This is a genomic window from Nocardioides sp. YJ-D4 (assembly GCF_054031495.1).
Genome location: NZ_CM132932.1, coordinates 4,861,167 through 4,875,373 on the forward strand (window position 1 = coordinate 4,861,167; position 14,207 = coordinate 4,875,373).

The following is a 14,207-nucleotide window of genomic DNA, read 5'->3' on the forward strand; positions in this document are numbered from 1 at the left end:
GCCGACGATGATTCTCATCAGCTGCCCCAACTGCGGGTCCCGCGACGAGACCGAGTTCCACTACGGCGGTCAGGCCCACGTCCCCTACCCGGAGGACCCGAGCGCCCTCAGTGACGAGGAGTGGGGTCGCTACCTGTTCTACCGCGAGAACACCAAGGGCATCTTCGCCGAGCGCTGGGTCCACAGCTCCGGCTGCCGCAAGTGGTTCAACGTTCTTCGCGACACCGTCACCTACCGCATCGCCGCCGTCTACCAGGCCGGCGAACCGCGTCCCACCCTGGATGGAGGCCCGCAGTGAGCACGACGTCGCACCGCCTCGCAGACGGCGGCCGAATCGACCGATCCACCCGTCTCGCCTTCAGCGTCGACGGCCAGGAGTACGCCGGCCACGCCGGCGACACCCTCGCCTCGGCACTGATCGCCAACGGCGTGCTCGAGTGTGGCCCCTCGCTGTACCGACAGCGTCCCCGCGGCGTCCTCGCCGCCGGTCTCGAGGAGTCCAACGCGCTGGTCAAGCTGAGGCGTCCCGGCGACTCGGTGACCGAGTCGATGCTGCCCGCCACGACCGTCGAGCTCGTCGACGGGATCGAGGCCGACTACCTCAGCGGCCTCGGTGACCTCGACCCCGCCGACGACACCGCGATCTACGACAAGAAGTACGTCCACACCGACGTCCTCGTCATCGGAGCCGGCCCGACCGGCCTCACCGCGGCCCGCACCGCCGCCGCATCCGGAGCCCGGGTGATCCTCGTCGACGACCAGCCCGAGCTCGGCGGCTCCCTTCTCTCCACACGCGGCCTCAGCATCGACGGCGTGGACACCGACGCCTGGCTCAGCGGCGTCACCGAGGAGCTCGCGGCTGCCCCCGAGGTCACGGTGCTGACCCGGACCAACGCCTTCGGCAGCTACGACGCCAACTACGTGATCGCGCTCGAGAGCCGGCTGGACCACCTCGACGCGTCCGCCAAGGAGGCACTCACCGGTGTGTCCCGCCAGCGCCTCTGGCACATCCGGGCGCAGCAGGTCGTCATCGCGACCGGCGCGCACGAGCGTCCCCTGGTGTTCGGCAACAACGACCGCCCCGGCGTGATGCTCGCCTCCGCGGTCCGCACCTACCTGAACCGGTACGGCGTGGCCGCAGGCTCCAACGTGCTGCTCGCCACCACGAACGACAGCGCCTACGAGGTCGCCGCCGATCTGACCAGGGCCGGGGTCGCCGTGGCGGCCGTCGTCGACGCCCGCCCGGAGCAGTCCGAGGCCGCCCGTCGCGCCGCGGCGGCAGGCATCGAGGTCATCCTCGGCTCCGCCGTTCTCGACACCGACGGTGACCGGCGGGTCACCGCCGCGACGGTGTCGGCGATCGACGCCGACGGCGCCGCGGTCGGCGAGCGGCGAGAGATCGCCTGCGACGTCGTCGCCGTCGCCGGTGGCTGGAGCCCCGTGGTCCACCTGCACAGCCAGCGGCAGGGCAAGGTCCGCTGGGACGAGGATCTGGCCGGGTTCGTCCCCGACGGCGAGGTCACCGGTCAGCAGATGGTGGGATCGGCCCGGGGCAGCTACACCCTCGATGCGTGTCTCTCCGAGGGGCGGCATGCGGCAGCGACCGCGCTCCTCGCCGCCGGTTTCATCGGCGAGGCCGAGGCCCCGACCGGGCCGCTCCCTGCGGCGACAGGTGACGGCACGACCCGCCCGCTGTGGCTCGCCGCCGAGGCCTCCGTTCCGCTCGACGACCTGGTCGACCACTTCGTGGACTTCCAGCGCGACCAGACCGTGCACGACGTACTGCGGGCGACCGGGGCCGGTATGCGCAGTGTCGAGCACATCAAGCGCTACACCTCGATCAGCACCGCCAACGACCAGGGCAAGACCTCCGGGGTCAACGCCATCGGCGTCATCGCCGCCGCGCTCAACGACGGTCGCAGCCCCGGCGAGATCGGCACCACCACGTACCGTGCTCCGTACGCTCCGGTCCCGTTCGTCGCCCTCGCCGGCCGCGAGCGGGGTGACTTGTTCGACCCGGCCCGGCTGACGTCGATCCATCCCTGGCACGTCGCGCACGGCGCCGAGATGGAGATCGTGGGGCAGTGGCTGCGGCCGTGGTACTACCCGCGGAACGGCGAGTCCCTGGACGAGGCCGTTCTCCGCGAGTGCGCCGCCGTCCGCGAGTCCGTCGGCATGATGGACGCGACCACCCTGGGCAAGATCGAGGTGTGGGGGAGTGACGCCGGTGAGTTCCTCAACCGGATCTACACCAACGCCTTCAAGAAGCTCGCCCCCGGATCCGCGCGCTACGGCGTCATGTGTACGCCCGACGGGATGATCTTCGACGACGGCGTCACGCTCCGCATCGACGAGGGTCGCTACTTCATGACGACCACCACCGGCGGCGCCGCCAAGGTCCTCGACTGGCTCGAGGAGTGGCACCAGACCGAGTGGCCGACCCTGGACGTCAGCTTCACCTCGGTGACCGAGCAATGGGCCACCGTCGCCGTCGTCGGCCCGAGGTCACGTGAGGTGATCGCCAAGATCGCTCCGGAGCTCGACGTCAGCAACGAGGCCTTCCCGTTCATGACGTTCCGCGAGACGACGCTCGCCTCGGGCATCCCGGCGCGGGTGTGCCGGATCTCGTTCTCCGGGGAGCTCGCCTTCGAGGTCAATGTCGAGACCTGGTTCGGACAGCGCGTGTGGGAAGAGATCCACGCCGCCGGCCAGGAGTGGGCGATCACCCCGTACGGCACCGAGACCATGCACGTGCTCCGCGCCGAGAAGGGCTACCCGATCGTCGGCCAGGACACCGACGGCACGGTCACTCCCCAGGACGCGGGCATGGAGTGGATCGTCTCCAAGGCGAAGGACTTCGTCGGCAAGCGGTCCTACAACCGGGCCGACACCGCACGCACGGACCGCAAGCACCTCGTCTCGGTGCTGCCCGTCGACAAGTCGTTCCGGTTGCCCGAGGGCACCCAGCTGGTCGCATCAGGTACGCCGATCACCCCGGCCGACGGACCGGTGCCGATGCTCGGGCACGTGACCTCGAGCTACCACAGTGCCGCGCTCGGGCGATCGTTCGCCCTGGCACTCATCAAGGATGGCCGCAACCGCATCGGCCAGACCCTCGTCGCGCCGGTCGGTGACCGACTGGTCGACGTCGTCGTCGCTGAAACCGTCCTCTACGACCCGGAAGGAACCCGCCGCGATGGTTGAGACCACGATCGAGCCGCTCGACAAGAAGATCTCGGCTCTGCGCGTCAGCCCGGCCCAGCACCTGCACGGCGCCTTCGTCGACGCCGGCGTCACCGGAGCGCTCGGGGTGCGCGTGCGTGAGGAGCAGTTCCTCACCATGGTGGGTCTGCGGGTGCCGGTCGGCTCGCCCGACCGGGAGCGCCTGGCCAAGATCCTCGGCGCCGAGCTTCCCGCCCGGTGCGGCGAGGTCGCCACCGGCCACGACGTGGTGGTGCTGTGGCTCTCGCCCGACGAGTTCCTGGTCATCTCGCAGAGCGTGGCCGGTTCCACCCTGGTGTCCTACCTCCGCGCAGGCGTCACGGGAGGCGGTGCCGCGGTCGTCGACCTGTCGGCCAACCGCACCACCTTCCGGCTCGAGGGACCTTCGGCGCAGGCGGTCCTCGAGAAGGGCTGTCCGCTCGACCTCCACCCGAGGGCTTTCACCCCGGGCGCGGCGGTTGCCAGCACCATCGGACGTGTTCCGGTGATCCTCTGGAAGGTCGACACGGACTCCTACCGGATCCTGCCGCGTGCCTCGTACGCCGACTACCTGGGCCGCTGGCTGATCGATGCCATGGCCGAGTTCAAGCTCATCTCGACAAGCTCGACACAGCGCCTGGGATCCGGCTGATGGCACTCAGCGTCTTCGACATGTTCTCGGTCGGCATCGGGCCGTCGTCGTCCCACACGGTCGGCCCGATGCGCGCGGCGGCGCAGTTCATCGATGCCCTGAAGGCCGGATCACTGCTCGACACCGTCGCCCGTGCACAGGTGGAGCTGTTCGGCTCCCTCGGTGCCACCGGTCACGGCCACGGCTCCGACAAGGCCGTGATCCTCGGGCTCGAGGGCAACCGGCCCGAGAGCGTCGACACCAGCAACGCCGACGCTCGTGTGGCCGAGGTCCGTGCCACCCGGCGCCTGAGGCTCTCTGGTGCCCGGGACATCGAGTTCGACACCGACGACGTCGTCATGCACCGCACCAAGACCCTTCCCGCGCACCCGAACGGCATGATCTTCCGCGCGTTCGACGCCGACACGAAGGTGCTCCTGGAGAGCACCTACTACTCGGTCGGCGGCGGTTTCGTCGTGGACGAGCACGCGGCCGGCGCCGATCGGATCGTCGAGGACGCGACCCCGATCCCGTACCCGTTCACCACCGGGGCGGAGCTGCTCGCGGTCTGCGCCGAGTCGGGCAAGCGGATCAGCGACATCATGATGGCCAACGAGCTGGCGTGGCGTACGGAGGAGGAGGTGCGCGGCGAGCTGCTGCACATCTGGTCGGTCATGCAGGAGTGCGTGCACAACGGCTGCACCCGCACCGACCCCACGCTGCCCGGCGGGTTGAAGGTTCCGCGGCGTGCTCCCGGTCTCTACACCCACCTCCAGGCATCGACGGACGAGACGGACCCGCTCAGAGCGATGGACTGGGTCAACCTCTTCGCCCTCGCCGTCAACGAGGAGAACGCCTCGGGCGGACGGATCGTGACTGCGCCGACCAACGGCGCGGCGGGCATCGTCCCGGCCGTACTCCACTACTACGAGAAGTTCGTGCCCAGCGCGGACGAGGACGGGATCGTGCGGTTCCTCCTCGCCGCCGCCGCGGTCGGCATCCTGTTCAAGATCAACGCGTCGATCTCCGGGGCCGAGGTCGGCTGTCAGGGCGAGGTCGGCTCGGCCTGCGCCATGGCTGCCGGAGCCCTGTGCGAAGTGCTCGGCGGCACCCCGGAGCAGGTCGAGAACGCGGCCGAGATCGGCATCGAGCACAATCTCGGGCTCACCTGCGACCCCGTCGGCGGCCTGGTGCAGATTCCCTGCATCGAGCGCAACGCCATCGCCAGCAACAAGGCCATCAACGCCGCCCGGATCGCCGCCCGCGGCGACGGCAGCCACCGGGTCTCTCTCGACGCCGCGATCAAGACCATGCGCGAGACCGGAGCCGACATGAAGATCAAGTACAAGGAGACCTCCCGCGGAGGCCTCGCCGTCAACGTCATCGAATGCTGACGTCACGGGTCTCGCGAGAAGGAGAAGTGCATGACCACCGCAGCAAAGATCGACGGCAAGCGCGTCGCTGCTGATCTGAAGACCGCGCTCGCCGTGCGGGTGAAGGCACTGCACGAGGCCGGGATCGACCCCGGCCTCGGCACCATCCTCGTCGGTGACGACCCCGGCTCCCGCTCCTACGTCGCGGGCAAGCACCGCGACTGCGCCGAGGTGGGCATCGCCTCCATCCGGATCGAGCTCCCCGCCAGCGCGTCGCAGGCCGAGATCGAGGCAGCGGTGCAGCAGCTCAACGAGGATCCGACCTGTACCGGCTTCATCGTCCAGCTGCCCCTGCCGCCCCACGTCGACACCCATCGGGTCCTGGAGCTCATCGACCCGGACAAGGACGCCGACGGGCTCCACCCCACGAACCTCGGCAAGCTGGTGCTCGGCACTCCTGCTCCGCTGCCGTGCACGCCGCGCGGGATCATCGAGCTCCTGAGGCAGCACGACGTGCCGATCACCGGACAGCGGTTCTGTGTCATCGGCTGCGGGCTGACCGTCGGCCGGCCGCTCGGGCTCATGCTCACCCGACCCACCGAGCACGCCACCGTCACGCTGTGCAACATCGAGACCCGCGACGTCGCCGCCCACGCCCGGGCCTCGGACGTCATCGTCGCGGCGGCGGGTGTGGCTCACCTGGTCAAGCCCGACTGGGTCAGCCCTGGCGCCACGGTCCTGTCCGTCGGGATCACTCGCACCATCGAAGGCATCCTGGGCGACGTCGATCCGAACGTGGACGTCGTCGCGGGCAAGATGAGCGGTGCGACCGGCGGCGTCGGACCGATGACCCGGGCCATGCTGCTGACCAACATCGTCGAGATCGCCGAACAGCAGCTGGCTGCCAGGGAGGCGATCGCCGGGGCTCTGACATGAGTGCCACGCAGCTGCTCGCCGAGGTAGATCAGCGCTGCCAGGTGATGGGCATCATCAATGTCACCCCCGACTCGTTCTCCGACGGCGGCCGGTTCCTCGACGTCGACGCCGCCGTACGCAGAGGCCTCGAGCTCATGCGCGACGGCGCCGATCTCCTCGATGTCGGCGGCGAGTCCACCCGGCCCGGTGCCCAGCGGGTCAGCGCGACCGAGGAGATCGCCCGCGTGATCCCGGTGATCGAGGCCCTGGCCCGGGAGGGGCTGCCGGTCTCGGTCGACACCATGCGCGCCTCGGTCGCCGAGCGAGCCGTCGAGGCCGGGGCCGTCATCGTCAACGACGTGTCCGGCGGGCTCGCCGATCCCAGGATGCTGCCCTTCCTGGCCGAGGCGGAGGTCACCTGCGTACTCATGCACTGGCGCGCCCACTCCATGCGGATGGACGACTTCTGCTTCTACGACTCGGTCGTCGGCGACGTCTGCGCCGAGCTCCGCGGCCGGGTCGATTCCGCACTCGAGGCCGGCGTACGTCCCGAGCGCATCGTCCTCGACCCCGGTCTGGGATTCGCGAAGAACAGCGCCCAGTCCTGGGAGCTGCTCTCGTCGCTCAGCACGCTGAGAGACCTCGGCTTCCCTCTCCTCGTCGGAGCCTCCCGCAAGCGGTTCCTCGCCGAGGTGTCGACGTACGGCCGGCGCGACCCGGATGTTCCGGCCGACCGGGACGAGGCGTCGGACGCCGTGGCCGCCATCGCTGCCGCGGGAGGTGCCTGGGGAGTGCGCGTGCACTCGGTGTCCGGTGCGGCTGCCGCCTCGAGGGTGGCCGCACGCCTGCGTGGATCTGCAGTCGCAGCCGACGTCGTCGGTGTCCGGGCAGGGCGGCGATGAGTCGTCGCTCGGCCGCCGTGACCGTACGCAGACTGCTGCTCGATGCCCGCTACGAGGTCCTGCCCACCGCGACGATCGAAGAAGTCGTCACCAGGTCTCTCCCCGTCGGCCGAACCGTCACGGTGACGGCCTCCCCGGCCAAGGGCCTCGAACGAACCGTGGACCTCTCCATCCGCCTCGCCGGACACGGCTACGAGGTCGTACCCCATCTCGCCGCGCGCATGGTCTCGGGCCGGAGCGAGCTCGCCGACATCGTCGGTCGTCTGAAGGCGGCCGGCATCGACCAGGTCTTCGTGCCCGCCGGCGACGCCGAGCAACCTGGGGCGTTCCCCGGCGCGCTGGAGCTCCTCGAGGCGCTCGTCGATCTCGGTGACCCGTTCAGCCACGTCGGTGTCGCCGGCTATCCCGAGGACCATCCGACGATCATCCACGACCGCTTGGTCCAGGCGATGTGGGACAAGCGCCACCACGCCACCGAGATCGTCAGCAACCTCACCTTCGACGACAAGGCCCTCACCGGCTGGGTACGCCGTGTGCGCGCCCGAGGCGTCACGACGCCGATCATCATCGGGCTGCCCGGCCCGGTCGAGCGCACCAAGCTCCTCACCATGGCGACCAAGATCGGGGTGGGGGAGTCGACGCGGTTCCTCGCCAAGAACAAGGGCATGTTCGCGCGCATCGCCGCGCCCGGTGGCTACTCGCCGGAGCGGTTCCTCACCCGTGCGGCCCCGGAGCTGGACGGGCCGGAAGCCGCGATCGCCGGTCTGCACCTGTTCACGTTCAACCAGGTCGCCGAGACCGAGACCTGGCGCCGCGACCTGCTGGCGCGCCTGGGCGGAGAACCCCAGTGACCGGCCTCGACGTCGACCTCGGCGTCGACGAGGTGGAGCGGCGGCTCCTCGCCCGCTGGCCCGAGACCAGGATCGCCCCGTCCCTGGAGCGCATCCGAGCGGTGACGGACGCGCTCGGCCGGCCACAGCGCGACTACCGGTCGATCCACATCACCGGAACCAACGGCAAGACGAGCACCGCGCGGATGGTGGAGGCGATCCTGCTCGAGCTGGGCTCGACGGTCGGCCGGTTCACCAGCCCTCATCTCGCCGACATCCGGGAACGGATCAGCATCGGCGGGCGGCCGATCCCGCAGGATGGCTTCGTCCAGGCGTACCGCGATGTCCTGCCCGCAGCCGAGGCCGTGGACCGGGAGGGTCCCACTCCGCTGTCGTTCTTCGAGATGACGGTCGCCATGGCCTACCAGGCGTTCTCGAGGGCCGGCGTCGACGTCGCGGCGGTGGAGGTCGGCATGGGCGGCATGTGGGACGCGACCAACGTCATCGACGCCCCGGTCGCCGCGATCCTCCCCATCGGCCTCGACCACCTCGATCACCTGGGTCCGACCAGGCTCGACATCGCGGCCGAGAAGGCCGGGATCATCAAGCCGGGTGCGCTGGCCGTCACGGCTCGTCAGACCCCGGATGTCGAGCAGCTCCTCCGGGCCCAGGCCGACGCGCATCTCGCCAGGCTCATGGTCGAGGGCCGTCACTTCCGCCTGAGCGGCAGACGAGCGTTCGGCGATGGACAGATCATCTCGGTCAACGGCCTCGCCGGTCACTATCCCGAGATCCCGCTGTCGCTTCACGGACGCCACCAGGCGCACAACGCGACACTCGCGATCGCGAGCATCGAGGCACTCCTGGGAGACGTGATCCCGCTGGACGCACTGCGACGGGCGCTGGGCTCGGCCCGCTCGCCCGGGCGGCTCGAGGTGCTGCCCGGCACTCCCGCGGTGATCCTCGACGCAGCCCACAACCCCGACGGTGCCCGGGCACTGGCGGCCGGCCTCACCGATCTGGGCACGAGGCCGACCGTTGCCGTGGTCGCCGCGATGGGCGACAAGGACCTCGAGGGCATGCTCGCGGAGCTGGACCCCGTCGTGACGACGATGATCTGCACCCGGAACGGCAGTCCGCGTTCACTGTCCTCTCGCGACACCGCGGCCGCGGCCCGAGGAGTCCTCGGCGCTGATCGGGTTCTGGAGATCGACAGCCTCGCCGATGCTCTTCTCGAAGCGACCAGGGAGGCCTTGGCCCTCTCCCCGGACGCGGAAGCGCCGGCTCGGGTACTGGTCACCGGCTCCGTCGTCACCGTGGGTGAGGCGCGTCGCCTGTTGGGTGTGTGAACCGGTCCTGCCCCCGGCCGACATGGCCGGGGGCAGGACCGTCGAGCTGTCCGGTTGAGTCAGCGCACCATGCCGTGCGGGTCGATGACGTACTTGGTGGCCGCGCCCTGGTCGAACGCGGCGTAGCTCTCCGGCGCCTCGTCGAGGCTGATGGCCTTCGCGTTCACGGCGTCGGCGATGTGGGCCTTGTCGGCGAGGATCAGGTTCATCAGCTGGCGGTTGTACTGCTTCACCGGGCACTGGCCGGTCACGAACGTGTGCGACTTGGCCCAGCCCAGACCGAGCCGGACGCCGATCTGGCCCTGCTTGGCGGCGTCGTCGACGGCGCCCGGGTCGCCGGTGACGTACAGGCCCGGGATGCCGAGAGAAGCACCCGCGCGCGCCACGTCCATGATGTCGTTGAGGACGGTGGCGGGCTGCTCGGCGGCGTCTTGGCCGTGGCCGCGGGCCTCGAACCCGACCGCGTCGATCGCCGCATCCACGACGGGCTCCCCGACGATGTCCGCGATGATGTCCGCCAGGGCGTCACCGGAGGACAGGTCGGCAGTCGCGCAGCCGAAGCTGGCGGCCTGCTTGAGCCGGTCCGCGTTCATGTCGCCGACGATGACCGTGGCCGCACCGAGCAGCTGCGCCGAGTACGCCGCGGCGAGCCCGACCGGGCCTGCGCCTGCCACGTACACCGTCGACCCGGTGGTGACGCCGGCGGTGTAGGCACCGTGGTAGCCGGTCGGGAAGATGTCGGAGAGCATCGTCAGGTCGAGGATCTTCTCCAGGGCCTGGTCGCGGTCGGGGAACTTCAGCAGGTTGAAGTCGGCGAACGGGACCATGACGTACTCCGCCTGGCCACCGATCCAGCCACCCATGTCCACATAGCCGTACGCCGCGCCGGCCCGCGCCGGGTTCACGTTGAGGCAGATGCCGGTCTTGCCCTCGTTGCACATGCGACAACGACCGCACGCGATGTTGAACGGGACCGAGCAGATGTCGCCCACCTCGTGGAAGAGGACGTCGTCGCCGATCTCGACGATCTCGCCGGTGATCTCGTGGCCGAGCGTCTGACCGATCGCCGCGGTCGTCCGGCCGCGCACCATGTGCTGGTCGCTGCCGCAGATGTTGCTGGTCACGAGCTTGAGGATCACCGCGTGCGGCGCGGCGCGCTTGATGCCCAGGCCGCTCACGACGTCCTGGGGGAGCTCCAGCTTCGGGTACTCGATGGACTCGACGGCCACCTCGCCCGGCCCCTTGTAGACGACGACTCTGTTGTCTGCCATGGCGTCTCTTCTTCCTGCCCCCGGGTGGGGACGTCCAGCTTGCTGAGTTGCGGGGATGTTTCTCATAGCGAAACAAGAGCGCTATATGAAACAAACTAAACCGTCGACGGCGTCGGCATCAAGACCCTGTTTCGATCGATTTCTGGGCTCGTACGGAGGCGTCTGATGGCTCGCGCCGCAGCTACCCGGCGGTAGGGGCGAAGGGGAGAATCTGACAGGGAGGCATACTGTTTCAGCATGAGCAACACGAGCGAAACACGGAGCACGACCGTTCACTCAGTGGACCGAGCCATCTCCATCCTCCAGGTGCTCGCCCGTCGGGGGGCTGTCGGAGTCACGCCGATCTCCGAAGAACTGGGGGTGCACAAGTCGACGGTCTTCCGTCTGCTGGCCACCCTCGAGGCGCGCGGGCTGGTGGAGCAGAACGCGACTCGGGGTCACTATCAGCTCGGCTATGGCGTCATCCAGCTGGCCGCCGGCGCGACCCGCAAGCACGACATCTCGGTCACGAGTCGCCCGATCTGCATGGCATTGGCCGATGCGGTCGGTGAGACCGTCAACATCGTCATCAACGACGGCGAGGAGGCGATCACGATCGACCAGGTGATCGGGAGTGCTGAGATCACATCGGTCAACTGGGTCGGGCAGCGGAGCCCCTTGCACACCACTGCGTCCGGCAAGGTCTTCCTGGCGACCATGTCGCCGGAGGAGCGCCGACGGATCCTCGAGGGCGGGCTCGAGCGCTACACGGAGGAGACCGTGGTCGATCCCGCGCTGCTGGAGGAGCAGCTCGCCGAGGTCAGGAAGCTGGGCTACGCCTACTCCGCCGACGAGCACGAGATCGGTCTCACCGGGGTCGCCGCGCCGATCCGTTCCCTGGGCGGCGGGGTGATCGCCGCGGTGGTGGCCTCCGGCCCGTCGTTCCGCATCACGTCCGAGAAGGTGCCCGAGCTGGCCGAGCACGTGCTGGCCGCCGCTGCTGCGATCTCCGAGCGGAACGGCTTCCCCAAGGCGGAATGATCTGCGCGTGCCGATGACGGTTCGGCACCCTCGAAGTGGCCCGCATGCCTCGTGCATGCGGGCCACTTCGCGTACGTCGTAAAGCCCGTGTAAATCCTGCCGGCGAATCCAGATCGACCCGTTGACAGCGTCTTCTTCGGCGCGGCAGAATCGTTTCACGCTACGCAGTAGTTGTGCAGAGTGAAACAACCGCCGTCTGGCGGACCGCCGTATCTGAACCCGGAATCTGCCCGGTTTGAGCGTGGGAGACATCAACGTGACGCGAATGAGCATCGAATCGACGCCTGAGGATCTGGCGTCCCTGGCGGACAGGCGAGCATCCGGCTACAGCCTGGAGGCGCCCTTCTACACGAGCTCGGAGATCTACGAGCAGGACCTCGACGTCATCTTCGGCCAGCACTGGATCTTCGCTGTCGCCGAGGCCGAGATTCCGGACCCCGGTGACTACGTCACGGTGGATCTGGGCGCTCACTCCGTGATCGTCGTCCGCGACGACGACGAGAACGTCCGCGCCTTCCGCAACGTGTGCCGCCACCGCGGCTCGCGACTGCTCGAGTCCGCCTGCGGCTCGATCGGCAACATCGTGTGCCCCTACCACCAGTGGACCTACCGGGTCGACGGCAGCCTCATCTTCGCCGAGTCGCAGCCGGGCACGTTCGAGTACGACAAGTTCGGGCTCAAGCCGGTCAACGTCCGCGCGGTCGGCGGACTGGTCTTCCTCTGCCTCGCCGACGAGCCGCCGGCCGACTTCGACGAGGTCGCCGAGTTCATCGAGCCCTACCTGAAGCCCTACTCGCTCGCCACGGCGAAGGTCGCCCACCAGACGGACATCGTCGAGGAGGGCAACTGGAAGCTGGTGATGGAGAACAACCGCGAGTGTCACCACTGCGACGCCTCCCACCCCGAGCTGGTGACGGCGTACTTCCCGATCAGCCGCTACGAGGCGGAGGACGTGCCGCCGCGCATGCAGTCGACCTTCGAGCGCTATCAGGTGGCGCAGGCGGAGCTGGAGAAGGCCTGCGAGGCCATCGGCTTCCCCATCGGCGAGCGCTGCGAGCTCGAGGGCCGTACGACGGCGTTCCAGATCTCCCACCTGCCGCTCGACGGCGCGGGCGCCTCGTTCGGCCCCGATGGCCAGCAGCTGTGCGCGAAGCTGATGGGGTCCATCGAGGACCCGAGGTTCGGGGACCTGTCGCTGCACATGCAGCCCAACTCGTGGTTCCACTTCCTCGGTGACCACGCTGTCGTCTTCTCGGTGATCCCGCTCGCGGTCGACCGGACGCTGGTCCGGACGACGTGGCTGGTGAACCCGGAGGCCGTCGAAGGAGTCGACTACTCGGTCGAGTCGCTCACCTCCGTGTGGCGCGCCACCAACGACCAGGACCGCGTCCTCGTCGAGGGCACGCAGCGAGGCGTGGCGGACCCGGGCTACGTACCCGGTCCGTACTCCGTGGTCGAAGGAGAGGTCGATGCCTTCGTCACCTGGTACGTCCAACGCGTCCAAGCCAACGCCTAGCCGGAGACCGGGAGCAGAGATGAGCATCATGGAGACCGACATCCCCAAGGTGTCGGAGCCCAACTCGTTCGGGCTGCAGAACGGCCGCCCGGCGCCCGTACGCAGCAAGCGGATGCTGGAGCCCTGCTGGGCCGAGAGCGACGTGATGGACCTGGTGTGCAGCCAGGTTCTGGCGGTCACCCATGACGTGAAGACCTTCGTCTTCACGACCCCCGAGCGACGTCCCTTCGACTTCGAGGCGGGCCAGTTCATCACCATCCGGGTCGAGATCGACGGCGAGCTGATGACTCGTTGCTACACGATCGCCTCGCCGCCGACCCGGCCGGACCGGCTGGCCATCACGGTCAAGCGGGTCGCCGACGGTGTGGTCTCGAACTGGCTCCACGACAACCTCGAGCCCGGGGCATGGATCTCGATGCACGCTCCGGCAGGAGCGTTCGTCCTGCCGGAGGAGGACGCGCCGAAGTACCTCTTCCTCTCGGCCGGCAGCGGCATCACCCCGGTGCTGTCGATGACGCGGACGCTGTACGACCTCGGCTCCGAGGCGGACATCCTCTTCGTGCACAGCGCGCGTACGCCGGCGGACATCATCTACCGCGGCGAGCTCGAGGCGATGGCACGCCTGATGCCCAACCTGCGAGTGGTGGAGATCTGCGAGGGCGATGCCCCCACCGAGCGCTGGATGGGGCTGCAGGGTCGCATCTCCAAGCCTGTCCTCGAGATCCTGGCCCCTGACCTCAACGAGCGTGAGACGTTCATCTGCGGTCCGGCGGGCTACATGGCGGCGGCGAAGTCGCTGCTCGAAGAGCTCGACTACGACATGGAGAAGTACCACGAGGAGAGCTTCGACTTCGGCGCTCCCGCGGTCCCTGCTCCGACGGCCGCACCGCCCGTCGAGCAGGATGCCGAGGAGGAAGCCGGAGCCGGGTTCTCGGTCGAGTTCGCGCGCAGCGGCCGGATGATCACCTGTGGCCCGGACGAGACCATCCTGGAGGCGGCGGTCGCGGCCGGCATGCGGCCGATGGCGGCCTGCGGTCAGGGCATGTGCGGGACCTGCAAGGTGTCGATGCTCTCCGGGGAGGTCGACATGCAGCACAACGGCGGCATCCGGCCCAAGGAGATCGCCAACCAGAAGGTGCTGATCTGCTGCTCGAAGCCGCTGGGTGACATCCAGCTGGACTGCTGAGGCGGCGTACGCA

Annotated in this window: 12 protein-coding genes; 11 read left to right on the forward strand and 1 reads right to left on the reverse strand. The window is 69.0% G+C overall.

Translation table 11 applies throughout. The features are described 5' to 3' along the window. The first annotated feature begins 7 nt into the window (after nucleotides 1-7). From ACW14X_RS23305 to ACW14X_RS23340, 8 genes are read left to right on the forward strand one after another with little or no spacing between them, the layout of a single operon-like run. Nucleotides 8-298: a sarcosine oxidase subunit delta gene (locus ACW14X_RS23305; RefSeq protein ID WP_160028376.1), complete on the forward strand. Its 291-nt coding sequence runs from the start codon at nucleotides 8-10 to the stop codon at nucleotides 296-298. Next, on the forward strand, nucleotides 295-3,204 hold the full coding sequence (locus ACW14X_RS23310; protein ID WP_457163475.1) for a sarcosine oxidase subunit alpha family protein: 2,910 nt from the start codon (nucleotides 295-297) through the stop codon (nucleotides 3,202-3,204). Before ACW14X_RS23305 ends, ACW14X_RS23310 begins: the two co-directional genes overlap by 4 nt. After that, on the forward strand, nucleotides 3,197-3,853 hold the full coding sequence (locus ACW14X_RS23315) for a sarcosine oxidase subunit gamma (protein ID WP_457163476.1): 657 nt from the start codon (nucleotides 3,197-3,199) through the stop codon (nucleotides 3,851-3,853). The genes ACW14X_RS23310 and ACW14X_RS23315 overlap by 8 nt, the downstream gene beginning before the upstream one ends. Next, entirely contained in the window at nucleotides 3,853-5,226 is a 1,374-nt protein-coding gene (locus ACW14X_RS23320) for an L-serine ammonia-lyase (protein WP_457163477.1), read from the forward strand. The genes ACW14X_RS23315 and ACW14X_RS23320 overlap by 1 nt, the downstream gene beginning before the upstream one ends. 30 nt (nucleotides 5,227-5,256) lie before the next feature. After that, the gene (locus ACW14X_RS23325; protein ID WP_160028384.1) at nucleotides 5,257-6,141 is read left to right on the forward strand and encodes a bifunctional methylenetetrahydrofolate dehydrogenase/methenyltetrahydrofolate cyclohydrolase; all 885 of its coding nucleotides are present in this window, start codon (nucleotides 5,257-5,259) and stop codon (nucleotides 6,139-6,141) included. Then, nucleotides 6,138-7,022: a dihydropteroate synthase gene (gene folP, locus ACW14X_RS23330; protein WP_457163478.1), complete on the forward strand. Its 885-nt coding sequence runs from the start codon at nucleotides 6,138-6,140 to the stop codon at nucleotides 7,020-7,022. The genes ACW14X_RS23325 and folP overlap by 4 nt, the downstream gene beginning before the upstream one ends. After that, entirely contained in the window at nucleotides 7,019-7,873 is an 855-nt protein-coding gene (locus tag ACW14X_RS23335; protein WP_457163479.1) for a methylenetetrahydrofolate reductase, read from the forward strand. The genes folP and ACW14X_RS23335 overlap by 4 nt, the downstream gene beginning before the upstream one ends. Next, complete coding sequence (locus tag ACW14X_RS23340) at nucleotides 7,870-9,201, forward strand: bifunctional folylpolyglutamate synthase/dihydrofolate synthase (RefSeq protein ID WP_457163480.1); 1,332 nt, start codon at nucleotides 7,870-7,872, stop codon at nucleotides 9,199-9,201. The genes ACW14X_RS23335 and ACW14X_RS23340 overlap by 4 nt, the downstream gene beginning before the upstream one ends. 59 nt (nucleotides 9,202-9,260) lie before the next feature. On the opposite strand, the gene fdhA is transcribed toward ACW14X_RS23340, so the two are convergent. Next, entirely contained in the window at nucleotides 9,261-10,472 is a 1,212-nt protein-coding gene (fdhA, locus tag ACW14X_RS23345; RefSeq protein WP_160028392.1) for a formaldehyde dehydrogenase, glutathione-independent, read from the reverse strand. Between the two features lie 279 nt (nucleotides 10,473-10,751). On the opposite strand from fdhA, the gene ACW14X_RS23350 reads away from it, so the two are divergent. The 3 genes from ACW14X_RS23350 (at nucleotide 10,752) to ACW14X_RS23360 (ending at nucleotide 14,194) form a co-directional block, all read left to right on the forward strand. Continuing rightward, the gene (locus tag ACW14X_RS23350; protein WP_201451273.1) at nucleotides 10,752-11,492 is read left to right on the forward strand and encodes an IclR family transcriptional regulator; all 741 of its coding nucleotides are present in this window, start codon (nucleotides 10,752-10,754) and stop codon (nucleotides 11,490-11,492) included. Between the two features lie 265 nt (nucleotides 11,493-11,757). Further along, on the forward strand, nucleotides 11,758-13,008 hold the full coding sequence (locus ACW14X_RS23355; protein ID WP_350840345.1) for an aromatic ring-hydroxylating oxygenase subunit alpha: 1,251 nt from the start codon (nucleotides 11,758-11,760) through the stop codon (nucleotides 13,006-13,008). 19 nt (nucleotides 13,009-13,027) lie between these two features. Then, on the forward strand, nucleotides 13,028-14,194 hold the full coding sequence (locus tag ACW14X_RS23360; RefSeq protein WP_160028398.1) for a hybrid-cluster NAD(P)-dependent oxidoreductase: 1,167 nt from the start codon (nucleotides 13,028-13,030) through the stop codon (nucleotides 14,192-14,194). Nucleotides 14,195-14,207 lie beyond the last annotated feature (13 nt).